The organism is Shewanella electrodiphila, assembly GCF_023283985.1.
Classification (GTDB): Bacteria; Pseudomonadota; Gammaproteobacteria; order Enterobacterales; family Shewanellaceae; genus Shewanella; species Shewanella electrodiphila.
In genome coordinates this window covers 103970-119938 of record NZ_JAKIKU010000011.1, presented here as the reverse complement: position 1 = coordinate 119938, position 15969 = coordinate 103970, and the positions used below count along the sequence as shown (strand labels likewise).

The following is a 15969-nucleotide window of genomic DNA, read 5'->3' as shown; positions in this document are numbered from 1 at the left end:
AAAACAAAGAAAAGAGTTAATCGTGGCAAACATTCATGAATTATGGAGCTACAGGCCGCAGCTCTATCGCGCGAATTAACTGATATTGCTCGCTATCATCATCGAGATAGTGAGCGCTTTGACGCCACAGCCAGCTACCAGAGCTAGCTTGTCCCTCTTTAGAACCTACCGAAGATTTGGGCTCAAACCTTAACCTGATTAATGCAGGGCGCTGATTCATTTGCCCTTTACCTAAAAACGTAAAGCTATTTCCCCGTTGATATAAACTGAATAATTGCTCACGATCTTCACCCACCCCATTAGTGTAGGTCAGTAACACATCATTACCTTGTGCTCTAAACCACCACACTTCACTGTTTGGGTTACTGTCGCCACGACTCACTGTCAGCATCAAATTCCGCTTGTCTGATGAGCAAATCGCCGCTGTGGTCACATGTCTTGGCGCGACACCACTTTTAGCCGCTGAACCTTCCCAATTGCCATCAAGTACTGGGCAAAACTGACTGATATCCACTTTGGCCGCAATCGCAGCAGGTGTCATTATCACGGCCATCAATACCATGGTTAACATAAGCAGATTTTTACATACCATTAAGACAGTTTGATACAACATCAACGGCGCAACCTTTCACTTCAACGATGAACTAGCAAGAACACTATTTTATTTCAGCTGTTTTTTCAAATTTAGGTTTTTAAAAAGCGTTATTTTTTAAGTGTATTCCGTTTGTAAGCTAATGGATTGCAATAAAAAATGCCTTTCATCTTAGATGAAAGGCATTTCCAATTAACCAGTTCAAACTTTATGGTCGTGAATTATTGACCAAAGCCGACATCCGTCATCTTAATTTGAGTCACTTCACCGTACTCTTTGGCAATGTCTGCCACTTTTTCAGCATTACCAATCAATACAAACTGCAAATTATCTTGCGGGAAGTAAGTGCTGACTAAACGCTGAGTTTCTTCTAGCGTTAAACCATCGACCTTAGCTTGGAATTGATTGATAAACGAATCATCAAACTTGTAGATATACATATCAGCCATGAGTTCAGCTAGCTGGCCACCTGTTTCAAACTTGGGTGGATACTGCCCTTTTACATATGCTTTGGCTGAATCTAACGTTTGTTGATCAATACCTTGCTCCCATAAACGCGCATAGGTTTTTAAAGCTAAATCCATTGCTTCTTTAGTGGTGCTAGATTTTGTGAAGGTACTGATTTGGAATGTGCCAGCATCAGAATAAGCATTAAAACCTGAACGAGCACCGTAAGTAAGACCAGCATTGACACGTAACTCATCATTTAACCATGAGGTAAAACGGCCACCAAGAATCGTATTCACTACGGTTAAGCCAACATAGTCAGGGTTATCGCGACGGATCCCTAAGCCACCAAAAATGAAGGTGGTCTCAATGGCATCAGGCTTATCCACCAGCAGGACTTTACTCGATGATAACTTTGGTAAACCTTGGCTTAAATCAGGTTGCACCGCTTTTTCGGTGCCTTGCCAGCTACCAAAGGCTTGGGTTAATTTCGCTTTCATTTCAGCGGCGTCAAAGTCGCCGACAACATTAATGGCCATGTTACTTGGCTGATAATAGCTTTTGTGAAATGCTCGCAGCTGGGCAATATTAATCTCAGCTAGTGAGGTGCTATTACCTGTTGTTGGATTCGCATACGGATGCTGACCAAAGACCATTTTATTGTAGTATCGGCCAATTACTGCTCGTGGGCTCTCTTTAGCTTGTGATAAGCCAACAATTTCACGCTGCCTCAGTTTTTCAAATTCAGTGCTATCAAAGTCAGGCGACATGAGTACGTCTTGCATTATCGCCAGAACCGTATCTACATCCTTACTCATAAAATCAGCAGCAATTAATGTGCTTTCACGGCCTGATGCGGTATTTAAACTCGCACCTAAAAAGTCGATGGTTTGCTCAATTTCCGCTTTCGTTTTACCGCCAGCACCAAGTAATAAGCTTTTGGCTGTCATGTAAGAAACACCTGAAGTGGTGTCATTAACAGCACCTGCACGTATGACCGCATTCACATTAATAATCGGCACTTCTGACTGCACCATAAAGTTAACTTTAAGGCCATTGTCTAAGGTCATCGACTCATATTGCGGCATGCTAAAACTGCCAGTATCGACTGTTTGCGCAGTGTCATTGGTACTGGCGCAGCCTGTTATCGCTAACGAACAAGCCAGTGCTATCGCAGATGCTGTGGTATTTTTGCTAAATCTTGATAATGAAATCATTGGTCAGCTCCTTCTGTTGCAGCTAACACACCCACTGTGCGATTGGCTTTACGTAAATAAGTTTGTGCAACTCGCTGAATGTCTTCAACAGTCACCTTGTTATAAGCTTCTGGCGCACTAAATAGGTTTTCATAGCTACCAAAATACAGCTCATAACGCCCTAAAGTGTTAGCACGGCCATTAATGGTTTGCATGGTGCGGTAAAAATTCATTAGCTTAATGTTTTTCACTTTTTCAAGCTCATTTTGCGTAACGCCTTCTAAGCTAATGCGATTAATTTCAGCAATCATATTGGCTTCTAACTGCACGGCATCAACACCTGAGTTTGCAACACCCATGAAGTAAAATAAGTTAGGGTCAAATGACATTGGCAAATAAGAAAAGACATTAGACGCGATTTGTTTATCGACCAAACCTTGATAAAGACGCGAGCTATTGCCCTCACTGAAAATGGTATTCAGTAAATCAAGAGCATAATAATCTTCATGTTTAGTAGAAGGAACATGGTAAGCCAGCATCACATTCGGTGTGCTCACAGATGCTTTTTCAACAAATACACGGCGCTCGCCTTTTTGCAAAGGCTCAACGGTACGTACTGCTTTAGGCGGGGTTTGTGCTGGAATAACGCCAAAATATTGCTTAGCCAGTTTTTTCACTTCAGCAACTTTCACATCGCCAGCGATAACGACTACTGCATTATTCGGCGCATAATAAGTTTTATGGTATTGCTGTAAATCTTCTAAACTCCAAGCGGCGATATCTGATTCATGGCCAATCACCGACCAGCTATAAGGGTGTGCTCTAAATGCCGCACTTTTTACTTCCTCTTGGATGGTGCGCCAGTTTGAATTTTCAAGCCCTGTCGTACGTTCAGACTGCACCACACCTCGCTCGCTTTCAACCATTTCAGGATTAATATCCAAATTGGCAATTCGATCGGCTTCTAAATCAAAAATGGTTTCTAATGCATTAGCAGGGAACCAATCGGTATAAACCGTGATATCCTCAGTGGTATACGCGTTATTCGCACCACCAGCCGCTTCCATCGTACGGTCAAACATTTTAGGTCCAAACTTTTTAGAACCGTTAAACATCATGTGTTCAAAAAAGTGTGAAATACCAGTGATACCAGGTACTTCGTTACGTGAGCCGACTTTCCAAAACAAGTACATATTGGCGTTGGGAATGCTGCTATCTTCTAGCACCATAATCTTCATGCCGTTATCTAATGTAAATGTATTCACATCCTCTTGGGTGGTTGCATTTGCTGCACCACTTACCCAAGTTGTCAGTAATACCACTAACGCGGCTATTGTGCGTGTCATGATTGCTTCCTTTTATAAATTGTAAAATACGATGTTGCACTGTCTATTGCGTTGCGCCTAATGCCGTTAAGGCAACTTGTGTCATCGTTTGAACGCCAACTTTTAGTGCGCTTTCATCCACATAAAATGACGGTGAGTGATTACTTGCAACCGTGGCAGGATCTTTCCCCGCTGGGGTCACGCCAAGAAAATAAAATAAACCGGGTGTTTCTAGCGCGTAATATGAAAAATCTTCTGCGCCCGTAATCAGTCCAGGTTCAATCAAATTGTCTTTGCCTACGACACTGCGGATCACTGGGCGCATATCGGCAACGAGTTGTGGGTCATTGACCGTAACAGGGTAGCCAGCATCAATCTCGGTAATTGCTGTTGCACCCAATGTTTTGGCTGAAAGCTCTGCGATTTCAGCAAGCTTTACTTTTATCTCTGCACGCATATCTTGATCAAAAGTACGAATAGTGCCGATTAGTTCCACTTCATCAGGAATAATGTTTGAACGAATGCCGCCATTAATCGCCCCAAAACTGACGACAGCTGGCGCTTTGGTAACATCAACCTGACGACTAATAATGGTTTGTACGCTATTAATGATTTGCGCTGATGCCACAATAGGATCAACGCCACCCCAAGGTCGTGAACCATGAGTTTGGCGACCTTTAACGGTAATAGTGAAAGAATCTTCTGATGCCATTGCAGGGCCTGAACGAAGGCCAATCACACCAGTAGGCAAACTTGAAGTGACATGCATACCAAAGACTTGATCAGGTTTGCGCTTAGCAAATAAGCCTTCTTTAAGCATTAACTCCGCACCACCTTCTTCACCCGCTGGGGCACCTTCTTCGGCAGGCTGAAAGATAAACATCACATCACCAGCAAGGCTTGATTGAGATTTCACTAAGTTTTCAGCAACGCCCATTAACATAGCCACATGAGTGTCATGACCACAGGCATGCATCACACCAACGGTTTGATTTCGGTATGTATCAGTGGCTTTTGATGCAAACGGTAAGTCCACTTCTTCTGTTACTGGCAGCGCATCCATGTCAGCGCGAATACCAATAAGCGGACCAGGCTTGGCGCCTTTTAATACCGCTACCACCCCTGTATGAGCTATGCCGGTTTGCACCTCTAAACCTAAAGATTCAAGGTGAGCAGCAATGACTTTACTGGTTCTAAATTCACGATTAGATAACTCAGGGTGTTGATGTAAGTCGCGGCGCCACTCAATCACTTTCTGTTCAACGTCAGCAGCTAGCTGAGCTGCATCAGGGGTTTTAGCCAATATTGATGGGGCAAAAGTAGCAGAAAGTGTCGCAAGGCACAGTGCGAGAGTCGTGAGGCGCATAAATCATCCATGGTTATTATCGTTTTTGTTGCGATTTAATCTACAGTGTCTAGCCGAAGTTGTTAAATAATTTGTTACAGCAAGGCTGAAGAAATTGTTTCGATTTGTTTACTACGTATGCCCTCCATCTTATAAATAAACAATATTATGGCTTTATTCATCACCTTGTTATGCTTCAAATAGATAGTGTAATGGTGATTTTAAACTGACCAACAGCAAAATATTAAAGGGTTAAGGTTAATGGATATAAAGTTTAGTGAGTTTACTGCCAAGAGTTGTAATGTCAGTCTCGATATCGCTGATTGGCATATTCAAAATCAGTCATGGGCCGTTTTCTGTGCCCATAACGACATAGGTTCAGTCATTGGTGACTTACTATGTGCAAGCAATAATATCCCTCATCAAACCATTAAAATTACCTCTGGTCGCTTGCAAAAATCATCTAACAACATTGCGCAAGTTTCACTAGCAGAGCAGCAAAGGTTATTGGCTTTAGAAATTGAACATGATGACACCGACTTTCTCAATGTAATTGATACCGGCAGCACAGTTACTCAACTTATCAGCCAGCAGATACCGCCCCAGGCAAACAGCGCGTTACTTGAAACGTTACTCACTCAGTTAGATTTGCAGCATCTTAAAGATTATGGCTTTCGAGAGCTATCAACAGGTGAAACCCGCCGTGTCATGTTGGCTCGTGCCATTGCCTCTCAGCCGGATTTCTTAGTACTAGATAACCCATTTGCAGGATTAGATATCGACCACAGAGCATCACTTACAACTTATTTAAATCAGTTACCAATTCCCATGATGGTGATATTTTCTCGTGAAGAAGATATGCCTCAATGGATTGAACAAGTGGCGATATTCAGCCATGGGAAATTAGACACTGTTATGGATAAATCCAGCTGGAATAGTCACCCTGTTATCGGGCAAATTAAGTCGCAATCTAAGGTACAAAGTGAATTAATGTTAGCGCTGATGCAACGACACCGTCACCAATGCAAGTTTGAAAACCCGATATTTGAACTGAAAAATGGCAAAGTCGCCTATAGTAATAAAACCATTTTCACTGACGTGAATTGGCGCATTGATAATGGCCAACACTGGCAGGTCAAAGGCCCTAATGGCTGTGGAAAAAGTACCTTATTAGGGTTGATATTTGGTGACCATCCGCAATGCTATAGCAACGATATACAGATCTTTGGCAAGCAGCGTGGTAGTGGCGAAACCATTTGGGAAATTAAACAGCATATTGGCATGGTGTCATCAGCATTACATCTGCAATATCGCGTTAACTGTAGCGCGATTGATGTGATCCTCTCAGGTTTTTATGACTCTATTGGCCTTTACCAAAAAGCCACAGCCCCCCAACTAGGCATGGCTAAAGATTGGTTAACGATTTTGCACATGGAAGCATTGGCTAACACACCTATCAAGCAACTAGATTATAGTCAGCAACGACTATTGTTAATCGCTCGAGCCTTGGTAAAACAACCTACATTATTAATATTAGATGAGCCCTATCAAGGATTAGATTACTTGGGGATAAGGTTAGTGAGAAATACCCTTGAGTTGATTGCACGGGAAAACTTGAGCCAGCTGTTATACGTCTCTCATTATCATGAAGATAATTTAGCTAGCATCAACAATTACTTAGAGTTTGTAGCAAATGAACAGACCGAAGGATATAAAAGCGTTATAAGTTAATCTTGCTCTTCAATTTTACGTTCTTTAGCTGCGGCTTCTTTGGCTTCGCGCAGGTATTTATCAGCGCGAGACTCTCGCTCTTTAAACTGAGCTTGGGATTTCTCTATTTGTTCTTTTTCCCATTCGCCTGACTCTTGGCGTTCTAGAACTTCTTGCTCGCGAGATTGGGTATCGCTGGCGGCTTTTCGAGCTTTTTCTAACTGACTTTGCTCAGTCTTTTTAGAATCAATTCGGCCTTGATCAGCTTGCTGGGATAAGGTTAGGCGTGGCTTATCATTGGCTATTGCAGTAAAAGAGATTGCGAGTATCAAACTCATAAAAGCCATTGCCATCATACGGTTCAACATATTCATTATCTTCCTTGTTTTTGTTGCTGCTATTTCTCTTGAATATAGCGAGCACGCACGGCTGCAGGCATCGCATCTAACTTATGTTGCACCATTGCATCAAAGGCTGCAAACATAGGTGCAATATCCATTAATGGGTTGATAGCTTGAAGCATATACGCTGTTGCTTCTAGGGTTGATAAACTATCACTACGCTTTGCTTTGCGAATTCGATATTGCGATACCCCTTCAAACTCAATATGCAGCGCAGGTAACTCCAATAACCATGGGTTTAGCTGGAGCATTTTAAAGGCTTTGCGCCAAGTGCCATCAATCAATAAGATAATGCACTCTTCAGGGGCGCCAGAGTCAGCGGCGCTTTGACTGGTTTCACTGGGATAAACTAAATAAACCGGTTTACCTGCCTCCTTTAAATAAACTTGCAGCTCAGCAAAGTCATCCGCCGTTTCACCCACCACCACTTTCGTCGCTGGCAAGGTTAAACACAATAACTTCACCGTGTTTTTGGCATGTTCAGCTTCAGAAGGATGCTGCAGCACAATCACCGTGGTTTTAGCCGTCATCTTAGTCACACTATCGCAAATACACGCTGACTTTGGGTAGCCACAGTTTTGACAATATAATCTAGTCATTAAATACCAAACACCTTGTATGTAATATATTGCAAAAGATAACCGCAAATGTAATATTTGCACCTTAAGTAAAATGTAAAACTCTAATTTATGGACATTTATTAGATAAAAAAGCTTCATTAAACTCAAGGAAGAATTATGACTCGTAGCACGTTATCACTAGCAGTGATGCTTTATCTCGCTAGCTGCGCCGCTTTTGCCGCTGAAACAATTTCAGCAAATAGCCCAGCCGCTGACAACACCTTTAATCACGAAGCTGAAATTGGCTTTCTTGACACCAGTGAAAATTCTGATGGTTTAGCTAGCGCTAAATATAGTTATTATTTTCAAGGGGTCAAGCAAAATGATGTCCCCTATGAACTGGCTGCATTCTTAAGCCAATCTTCAGTAATTTCAGCCCGCTATGCAATGACAGAACGCCAAGATCTGTATGAACTTTCTGGCGAATATGTATTTGACTCAAAATTCTTTATTGGTGGCGCTTATTCTCGACTATCCACAGACAGGGCCTTTGCACCGACCACGGATCTAGATGCCTACGAACTCAAAACAGGTTATTATTTTAATCCACATGCTAAATTGACATTTTCATACCTGACTCACTCAGACTCGAACTCTACGCATACTTCTGACGCTATCGGTTATTATAACCGAGATTCAAGTGAAGATTACGATGGTTTCCAAGTTGAATATCAACATTATCTACCGTTCGAATCCACATCAGGTCTGATGCTAACCGCTGTAGGCAGTTACTCAAATACTGATTCTGAATACGATAGCAAATACGATACTATTTTTTTAAATGACAATGATGAACTTGTTGTGGCTAGAATTGAAGCCGCTAATGAGGGTACAACAAAAGAAACCAACCTGGGGATGGATGCTGATTGGTATATTACCAATTCATGGTCTGTTGGAGGCGGGTATCAATACCTTAATTATGACCGCGACAGTTCATATCGTTATTCCCGAGAAACGGCCGATGAGATATATGAGAGTAACCGAGATTATAGTGATTCCGACAGTGCCAATATCTATACACTCAACACCAGCTACTTTTGGAACTTTTCTAAATATGTATCGGCTAGAGCCGCTATTGAGCAACGCTTTATTGATAGCGATTCAGATACTAGCGTTGGCATCGCCATTAACGGTAGATTCTAAAGTCAATTTTTAGCGCTTATAAGAAATTGTAACAACACACATAAAAATGCCTAACGATAATGATCGTTTGGCATTTTTATTTAGCAGCTTAGCCAGTCAAACTAGACTTATGGGTGAACTTGCTCAACATGTAAATGATTCAAACTTTTCAATGACATCATAGTCAATAATATGAGCGACAATCCGCCCATCAACAAGGCTACAGCATAAGGTGCGGTTAGATCGGTCATTTGCACTAATCCAGCAAGCACTGACGCACCACTCATTTGAATACAACCTAACATAGCAGCTGCAGTACCCGCTCGCTCACCGAAGGCTGATAACGCCATAGAAGTGGCAGGGCCAAGCAAAATAGCAAAGCCAATACAAAGCAGCATCATAGGTAACATGAAGCCAAAGCCAGCAGCTAAACCTGATTGAGGCCCGGCTAATTGCACCACAACTTCAAGCACAGCAGCTAATAACATCATTGATAATGCCACTACCACAGCGGGGCGATTACCAATATGTTTCACTAACACTGGCGCCGCAAAACACGCTGCAATATTCACTGCTGCATTGAGTCCAAATAAACCACTAAAGGCAAGTTCACTCACCCCTAGCTCACCGATTAGCCACATAGGTGAATACGATACGTAGGTAACAATTGACGCCATTGCGACCATGCAAGTGCTGGCATAAAACAAGAAGTGTGCATCACTTAACACTGGTTTATAGCGAGCCCAGCGATAAAGAGTGCCGCTGGTGTCAGTATTTTCAGGACGAGTTTCAGGGAATTTCAACAGTACGATAGCTAATACGACAATGGCGTATAGCGCCATAAAGATAAAGGTTGAGCGCCAGCCAAACTGTAGTGCCAATAAGCCACCTAATGTCGGTGCTAACGCTGGTATCACACAAATCGCACCATTAAGGTAACTGTACATTTTAACGCTTTCTTTACTGCTATAGCAGTCGCGAACCGCACTAAACACCACGATAGAGGTTGAACAAGCCGCTAAACCCTGCAACACACGGGCAATTTGTAATACTTCAAACTCTTGCGCCATTGCGCCAATGAGGCTGCTGATGCCGTACAAAACAATACCAAATAGTGCAATTGGGCGGCGGCCAAAGCGGTCAGCTAACGGCCCAATCAAAATCTGCCCAAGACCCATAGCAAATAAAAACAACACCAACGTCGACTGTATCTGACTACCACTTACACCATACTCAACTGCCATAGTCGGCATTGACGGTAAGTAAATATCGATGGCTAATGGGCTAAGTAGCACCATAAACATCAGTGTTGGCAGCAAGTTACGTCTCATTTTCTTTATACTCTTTCTTTATCTAGATGTTAATTATGGAGCGCATTTTAGACTACTCATGGTATGAATAGAAATGGTATGATTTCCTAAGTAAATTTCCTTTAAGGAATATCACATGAATATCGATAATCTCGCCAAAATAGATTTAAACTTGCTGGTCATTTTGCAGGTATTACTTGAAGAGCAAAGCGTCACTCGCGCAGCAAGCCGCTTACACTTAAGCCAGTCTGCGTTGAGTAAAAGTCTTAATCGCTTGCGAACCACACTTGATGATCCGCTATTCCAACGAACAGCTCATGGTCTAAAGCCGACAGCCCATGCGGTGCAATTAGGACTGCAGTTACCGCAAATTTTACAGACCTTACATCAACTGACCCAACCACCGACATTTATACCAGCCAGCAGTCACCAGCATTTTTCGTTTTCTATGGTCGAGAGTGCCTACGAAACATTACTGCCTTATTTCATTGGCAGAATTTTACACGATGCACCTAACGTCAAACTCGACTCATATGTGTGGACCGAAAAATCAATCCAAGACTTACAACTTGGCCAAATCGATTTTGGAATTGCCGGTCGAGATACGCACCCTCAAGCTGATATAAAAATAGAGCAACTGCCTGATGGCATTGAATATCAGACCTTATTTAAAGATAAGCAAGTCTGTTTAGTGCGTAAAGATCATCCAATGTTAGACGCTATCAAACAAAAAAAATGGGATAGAGACAGCTATTTGAGCATGTCCCATGTACAAGTGCGCTGTGAAGGCAATGATTGGTGGGCATTAGATTATCACTTAGCCGATCTCAATTTGCGCCGTCGTATCAGCACTACTGTGCCAGACTTTTATGGCGCGGCGAGTATTTGTGCCCATAGCGACCTCATTTTTACTCTGCCATCGAGCTTTGCGCGGCACGCTGTCAAGTTATACCCCCTTGAAGAAATTCCGTTGCCATTTGATTTTATGCCTATGGCTTATGTGTTGTTATGGCATGAACGTAACAGCCAAGCTCCTGGACACTTGTGGCTAAGAAACATTATTTGTGAAAGTGTCGCTAAAGCAGTCAATCAAACTGAAATAGAAATGCTGAAATAAGATTAACAACACCTATTAATACAAGTTGTTATGGTTTTTAAAACGTTGTGAGTAGCTATCATAATCAAACATTAATCAGGATTAACGTGACGTTAATAGGTGTTTTATTGCACACTGAAGTTGTCATCACTGTAAAAAGTGATTTTATGAAAGACTGAAACTGTATCCATCGCCCTTTTGATACACGCTCAGCCAGCTTAATTGAGGAACATCAATGAACTTTAATCAGTTTGTAAATCAAGCACAGGTCAAGCAGCGCGTTGGCACCATGCACCCATTTTTAGCACTACTGTCGATAATTGCTATCGCACTTACCACGATTGTATTGCTACCATTTTTACTGGTATTCGCTCTAGTGAGCTTTATCGGACTTAACTTACTAGGCCGTAAATACCTAGCACCTAAAATGCAGCCAATTTTCGGAAACCGTTCACAGCAAGATGAAGTGTACCGTGATAATCCAAATGTAGAGCGCGAGCAATCATTGTATAAATCGGAAATGTTTAAACGCTCAAATCCGTCATCAGGCGGCCGAACTTTCGAACATCAAGCAGACTAAACATTCATATGGTCAGTTAACCTTGCTCCCCCCCAAGGTTAATTGGCCATGATGTTTATTAAGACGTTCAAACATTTATAGTACAAACTAAAACACCGCCAAATGGCGGTGTTTTTTTATAACCCAGATTTAAGTGTAGTCAAGAACTAAAGTCGTGGCGCTTCGCCCACACCCAACGAAAGGGAAACAACAGCATTTCCCTTTTCGATATCCCTTGCCGTTCCGGCGAAATAATCTGAAAAACGATTATTTCCAACGGAAATTTATCTAGACTGAAACCAGATTTGGTAAGTTCTTCGTCCACCATCGAAAATCACTAACGCTTCTGATGGGGCGTCCCTTCCCCTCAAAAGCTAGCCAGACATCCATGTCTGGACTTACGCAATTCTCTTGATTGACTCTATATATCGGAGTATCCAGACCAATGAGCTAGCAGCTTAAAGATTCTCCGCTTGAAGTGTCCGAAGGCGTTGAGTGAATTTGCGTAAGCTCGACATGGATGTCGAGATAGCCTCAGTTGAGCCAGGGATGGCTAATCTGAGGCGTTAGTAAACTCACTTATAAGACTGAGGAAATAACACTTCAATGGAGCGGATGGGAGATCCAAGAGGGAGTTGCCGTTCACTCCCTTTTGGTCTGGTGTGGGCGAAGCGCCACGACTTTGATCTTCTTTATAAAAAAGAAATGAACTAACCCAAAAATAAAATTATGCCAAGATCCCTTGTGCATGAATCAAGGATTTAAGCTCTTCATCACTGAGGTTAAGTTCAATCACATTATCGATTTGGATCTGCAATGACTGCCAAATTGGCTCGATGATTTCAGCTTGTTCATCATTAGCATATTGTTTGGCAAGTTTAAGCAGTGACGCTGATTCCACCACATCAATGCGTTTAAAGACGCCATCGGCCAATGCAACACTGAGCTCTATCATCGCGGGAACACTGCGGCCGTAGTTAATCACATCACGTAAATATCGCTCAGCTAAACACACATCGGTGCCTAAAGCAGAATCATCATTTAGCATATGTTGTGCGCGCATAAACATCGCATCAAGTTGCCCTTGCTCGGCGGCTTCCGCTAACCAATGTTCGCTTGTATTAGCATTAGCTTCACAGCCTTCGCCGTTAAATAACATTAAGGCTAAGTGATACTGGGCATGAGGATAACCTGCTTGGGCAGCTTTATTAATCCACTCAAACGCTTTATCCAGTTGCTGTTGCTGATAATACAACACGCCGAGATTTGACATCGCCTCGGTATTTTCCGCCAATGCTGCTTGCTCTAACCAAGTTGCCGCTATTACTAAGTCTGGGCTAAAGTTCTCACTGCCAACTAAGTAGAAGAAACCTAATAACGCTTTGGCCTCAACAACATCTGCTTGGGCTGCGCGCTCAATTGCCAACTCACCTGCTACGGCATTTTTACTGCCATTGTAACCATGAAGCAGTGCAACCCCATGTTCAAATAGTGCTTGCTGGTGATGCTCAGATGCCAATTCAAACCAGTTCGCGGCTTGCTTGAATGTGCTCACTGATTCGGCATGCTCTGCCTCATTTTGATCAAGCGACTGCTCTTGTTCTTGCTGCATTAACGCCTTTGATTTTAAAGACATGCCCACAAGATATTGAGCTTGATGATCGTTATGCATCACCGCTTGATAGCAAAGCTCACGGCCAACAAACGAATCAAACGCTTCAAATTGATATTCAGGCGCTTTTTTACGATGTACTTTTGGATAAAGCAGGGTGATTAACGACAAGATATTCTTGATAGTCTTTTCGGCCAACGAGACTAATTGTTCTTGGGTTAAATGGTATTTTTCAGGATGGGCGCCGCGATTACCATCACTACGCAGTCGATGCAATGCACGGGTAGTAGGCACATCAATATAACGCATGCGATTTAACTGCTCGATGCGGTCATATAGGTTTGGGCCATTAAACTTAACTGAATGTTTTTCAGATAATAATGAAGTGACTTGATGGGTAAAGCTGCGAACAAACACCAAAGCTTGGGTAGGAATATCGCGCACATAACTTTTAGCTTTGGTGTAATCATCCACTATCTCAGCCGAGAAGCCGCCAATAAACTCAATATCATTTAACACTGGCGGTTACTCCTCTGCTGTTATTAACTTTTCACTTAGATTTCAGTGGTCTCTGACTCTTTATCATCAGTACTACGGTTAACCATATACAATCTAAACAGTGCAACGTTAACGAAAAGTCCTAAAAATGCGAACAAGGTATCAATAATGACGCGTAGCGGGAATCCACCGAACTCTGTCAGCTGTATAACGATACCACCGACCATTGATAATGGTAGGTAAAGCATTAATATCATCATGGTTTTCAGCACGATTGGCGATGAAAATTTAAAGCTGCTTTTAATGGCTTCTAATGGCGTGACACGCTCAACGATCACCATAAAGTTAACGTAGGCAAGGCGAGCAAACAAATAAAAGCTGATACTCAACCCGATAATCCAAAACGGACCGAATACCGCAAATAACATCACCGGCGCCAAGATAGCTAAGCCAGAGAATACTCCAGCTAATAATAATGGCGGTACAAAGGTAAAGCTGTTTTTCAGCACCATACCTGGAGTAACGTCATGCCCGCGTGAGCGAACTTCTAGGTATAAGGTTAATGCAGCGATAAGCAACGAGAAGATTAATAGTAGCACCATCATAGCGGCACCATGGATAGCGCCAAATTGCGGTACTTCAACTTCCGCTTGGGCAGCCAACTCACTGCCAAGCCACACTTGGATCATGACTTGAATTAACAGCAATGGCACTGTTAGTGAGGCAAGTTGCGCCACGTGGTTACGAAAGAAATTATATGCTTCAGTCAAAATTGCAGACAATGACATGGGACTTCCAATAATCAAAAATAGATAAATATGCTGCTAAGGATACCGAAAAAACTGTGTTTTTGCACAATTGATATCAAGTGAGAGTAAAGTTAGTTAAATCATTTGTCACAAATTTGTGAATAACGTTAAAATGGTCACAAGATATCGAAAACTCACTTTTAATCATTCAACATAAACCACAGGACGGCCACGATGAAATTAAGCCCAGCAGTAAGTCTTTTAGTCGCAATGTTTGCAGTTACTTCTCCAGCACAAGCGGGTTGGTTAGACAGTGTTTTTGGCACCGATGAAAAGAAAGTAGAAAAAGTAGAGACTACCGCTGATGCACAATCTACTGATTTAGTAGGTAACGTAATGTCACAACTTGGCCTCAGTAAAGATCAAGCGGAAGGCGGTTTAGGCACCTTGCTAAGCCTTGCGCAGTCTAACTTAGGCGATTCTGACTTTAGCCAGTTATCAAACAGCATTCCTGGAGCTGACACACTTTTATCTGCAGTACCTGCATTAGCATCGGACGATGGCATGTCAGGTTTATTATCTCAAGCAGGTGATTTAGGTAAGTCATTTGAAGGTGCTGCAATGGTATACGACGCGTTCGAACAGTTAGGCATTAAAAAAGAATACGTTGCGCCAATGGTTGATATTGCCAAATCATACCTAGAAACCAACGGCACTGAAGGTACGGTTGATTTGTTAATGAAAGGCGTGAATTCATTACTTTAATGACTCGCTGATTTAGGATTAATTTTATTTAATGCCGAGCCATTCGCTCGGCATTATTGTCTCTGTTAAGCTTAATCTTATATTCACTTTTCAATACTCACTAAAATAGTCAGTACAGCTGCATTGTTTTATAGACGTTTAGGAGGCCATATGATCGCGAAACTGAAACAGTTTTTACAGTCGCATGCTCAAGCAACGACCCCAGAAGATCAAGCACAACAGTTAAAGTTAGCTGCAGTAAGTTTATTGCTTGAGGTCATGTATGCCGATGAAACGCTAGACGAGCAAGAAGTAGCGATGCTTCCTGGCATAATTAGCGACAATTTAAATATCAGTGCTGCTGAAGCTAACGCATTAATTGACGAAGCCAAGTTAGTTCAAGGCAATTCAATTTCATTATTCGAGTTTACTGCAGAAATTAATGCTCAGTGTTCCATTGAGCAAAAGCAAAAATTACTTCTGTGTATGTGGAAGTTGGCTTACTCGGATGGCAAGTTATGCCGAAATGAAGACCAAATTATTCGCCGCACCGCTGATTTACTTTATTTAAAGCACAGTGAAGTGATTCAAATGCGCAATATTGCCATGGAAGAACGCTAAGTTCCTCCCCTTAAGCACTAAG

15 protein-coding genes are annotated in these 15969 nt (G+C 42.3%); 6 read left to right on the top strand and 9 right to left on the bottom strand.

Translation table 11 applies throughout. From position 1 onward, the window contains the following. Window positions 1-40 precede the first annotated feature (40 nt). From L2737_RS17770 to L2737_RS17755, 4 genes are all read right to left on the bottom strand, one after another. Entirely contained in the window at window positions 41-613 is a 573-nt protein-coding gene (locus tag L2737_RS17770; protein WP_248956628.1) for a hypothetical protein, read from the bottom strand. Window positions 614-813: 200 nt separating this feature from the next. Next, window positions 814-2256, bottom strand: coding sequence for a M16 family metallopeptidase (locus L2737_RS17765; protein ID WP_248956627.1), 1443 nt, complete (start codon window positions 2254-2256; stop codon window positions 814-816). Continuing rightward, window positions 2253-3581 carry a M16 family metallopeptidase gene (locus tag L2737_RS17760; RefSeq protein WP_229371770.1) on the bottom strand — a complete coding sequence of 443 codons (1329 nt, stop codon included), beginning with the start codon at window positions 3579-3581 and terminating at the stop codon, window positions 2253-2255. The genes L2737_RS17765 and L2737_RS17760 overlap by 4 nt, the downstream gene beginning before the upstream one ends. A gap of 43 nt (window positions 3582-3624) precedes the next feature. Next, entirely contained in the window at window positions 3625-4926 is a 1302-nt protein-coding gene (locus tag L2737_RS17755; RefSeq protein ID WP_248956626.1) for an amidohydrolase, read from the bottom strand. A 240-nt stretch (window positions 4927-5166) separates the two neighbouring features. On the opposite strand from L2737_RS17755, the gene L2737_RS22395 reads away from it, so the two are divergent. Further along, the gene (locus L2737_RS22395; RefSeq protein WP_283108393.1) at window positions 5167-6636 is read left to right on the top strand and encodes an ATP-binding cassette domain-containing protein; all 1470 of its coding nucleotides are present in this window, start codon (window positions 5167-5169) and stop codon (window positions 6634-6636) included. Here L2737_RS22395 and L2737_RS17740 read toward each other — a convergent pair. Together L2737_RS17740 and L2737_RS17735 are read right to left on the bottom strand one after the other, a co-directional pair. Further along, window positions 6633-6989 carry a hypothetical protein gene (locus tag L2737_RS17740; RefSeq protein ID WP_229371782.1) on the bottom strand — a complete coding sequence of 119 codons (357 nt, stop codon included), beginning with the start codon at window positions 6987-6989 and terminating at the stop codon, window positions 6633-6635. The genes L2737_RS22395 and L2737_RS17740 overlap by 4 nt on opposite strands. Before the next feature lie 23 nt (window positions 6990-7012). Next, window positions 7013-7615, bottom strand: a complete 603-nt coding sequence (locus L2737_RS17735; protein ID WP_248956625.1) for a tRNA-uridine aminocarboxypropyltransferase — start codon at window positions 7613-7615, stop codon at window positions 7013-7015. Between the two features lie 138 nt (window positions 7616-7753). On the opposite strand from L2737_RS17735, the gene L2737_RS17730 reads away from it, so the two are divergent. Further along, window positions 7754-8779 (top strand): putative porin, encoded by a 1026-nt coding sequence (locus tag L2737_RS17730; RefSeq protein WP_248956624.1) that lies wholly within the window; start codon window positions 7754-7756, stop codon window positions 8777-8779. 107 nt (window positions 8780-8886) lie between these two features. Here the strand turns inward: L2737_RS17730 and L2737_RS17725 are convergent, their stop codons facing one another. Beyond that, a complete protein-coding gene (locus tag L2737_RS17725; protein ID WP_248956623.1) occupies window positions 8887-10089 on the bottom strand; it encodes a multidrug effflux MFS transporter in 1203 nt (400 codons plus the stop codon). Window positions 10090-10204: 115 nt separating this feature from the next. Here L2737_RS17725 and L2737_RS17720 point away from each other — a divergent pair, with 115 nt between their 5' ends. Both L2737_RS17720 and L2737_RS17715 read left to right on the top strand, forming a co-directional pair. After that, entirely contained in the window at window positions 10205-11185 is a 981-nt protein-coding gene (locus L2737_RS17720) for a LysR family transcriptional regulator (protein WP_229371798.1), read from the top strand. A 214-nt stretch (window positions 11186-11399) separates the two neighbouring features. After that, window positions 11400-11744, top strand: a complete 345-nt coding sequence (locus tag L2737_RS17715) for a hypothetical protein (RefSeq protein ID WP_102526750.1) — start codon at window positions 11400-11402, stop codon at window positions 11742-11744. 706 nt (window positions 11745-12450) lie between these two features. Here L2737_RS17715 and L2737_RS17710 read toward each other — a convergent pair. Together L2737_RS17710 and L2737_RS17705 are read right to left on the bottom strand one after the other, a co-directional pair. Next, window positions 12451-13854 (bottom strand): tetratricopeptide repeat protein, encoded by a 1404-nt coding sequence (locus L2737_RS17710; RefSeq protein WP_248956622.1) that lies wholly within the window; start codon window positions 13852-13854, stop codon window positions 12451-12453. A 35-nt stretch (window positions 13855-13889) separates the two neighbouring features. Then, complete coding sequence (locus L2737_RS17705) at window positions 13890-14621, bottom strand: hypothetical protein (RefSeq protein ID WP_102526748.1); 732 nt, start codon at window positions 14619-14621, stop codon at window positions 13890-13892. A 195-nt stretch (window positions 14622-14816) separates the two neighbouring features. On the opposite strand from L2737_RS17705, the gene L2737_RS17700 reads away from it, so the two are divergent. Beyond that, the gene (locus L2737_RS17700) at window positions 14817-15347 is read left to right on the top strand and encodes a DUF2780 domain-containing protein (protein WP_102526747.1); all 531 of its coding nucleotides are present in this window, start codon (window positions 14817-14819) and stop codon (window positions 15345-15347) included. Window positions 15348-15497: 150 nt separating this feature from the next. Beyond that, window positions 15498-15947: a tellurite resistance TerB family protein gene (locus tag L2737_RS17695; RefSeq protein ID WP_102526746.1), complete on the top strand. Its 450-nt coding sequence runs from the start codon at window positions 15498-15500 to the stop codon at window positions 15945-15947. Window positions 15948-15969 lie beyond the last annotated feature (22 nt).

Excerpts from the sequence above, each read along its gene's own strand:
- L2737_RS17770 (WP_248956628.1), bottom strand. The coding sequence starts at position 613 with ATGTTGTATCAAACTGTCTTAATGGTATGTAAAAATCTGCTTATGTTA.
- L2737_RS17765 (WP_248956627.1), bottom strand. The coding sequence starts at position 2,256 with ATGATTTCATTATCAAGATTTAGCAAAAATACCACAGCATCTGCGATA.
- L2737_RS17760 (WP_229371770.1), bottom strand. The coding sequence starts at position 3,581 with ATGACACGCACAATAGCCGCGTTAGTGGTATTACTGACAACTTGGGTA.
- L2737_RS17755 (WP_248956626.1), bottom strand. The coding sequence starts at position 4,926 with ATGCGCCTCACGACTCTCGCACTGTGCCTTGCGACACTTTCTGCTACT.
- L2737_RS22395 (WP_283108393.1), top strand. The coding sequence starts at position 5,167 with ATGGATATAAAGTTTAGTGAGTTTACTGCCAAGAGTTGTAATGTCAGT.
- L2737_RS17740 (WP_229371782.1), bottom strand. The coding sequence starts at position 6,989 with ATGAATATGTTGAACCGTATGATGGCAATGGCTTTTATGAGTTTGATA.
- L2737_RS17735 (WP_248956625.1), bottom strand. The coding sequence starts at position 7,615 with ATGACTAGATTATATTGTCAAAACTGTGGCTACCCAAAGTCAGCGTGT.
- L2737_RS17730 (WP_248956624.1), top strand. The coding sequence starts at position 7,754 with ATGACTCGTAGCACGTTATCACTAGCAGTGATGCTTTATCTCGCTAGC.
- L2737_RS17725 (WP_248956623.1), bottom strand. The coding sequence starts at position 10,089 with ATGAGACGTAACTTGCTGCCAACACTGATGTTTATGGTGCTACTTAGC.
- L2737_RS17720 (WP_229371798.1), top strand. The coding sequence starts at position 10,205 with ATGAATATCGATAATCTCGCCAAAATAGATTTAAACTTGCTGGTCATT.
- L2737_RS17715 (WP_102526750.1), top strand. The coding sequence starts at position 11,400 with ATGAACTTTAATCAGTTTGTAAATCAAGCACAGGTCAAGCAGCGCGTT.
- L2737_RS17705 (WP_102526748.1), bottom strand. The coding sequence starts at position 14,621 with ATGTCATTGTCTGCAATTTTGACTGAAGCATATAATTTCTTTCGTAAC.
- L2737_RS17700 (WP_102526747.1), top strand. The coding sequence starts at position 14,817 with ATGAAATTAAGCCCAGCAGTAAGTCTTTTAGTCGCAATGTTTGCAGTT.
- L2737_RS17695 (WP_102526746.1), top strand. The coding sequence starts at position 15,498 with ATGATCGCGAAACTGAAACAGTTTTTACAGTCGCATGCTCAAGCAACG.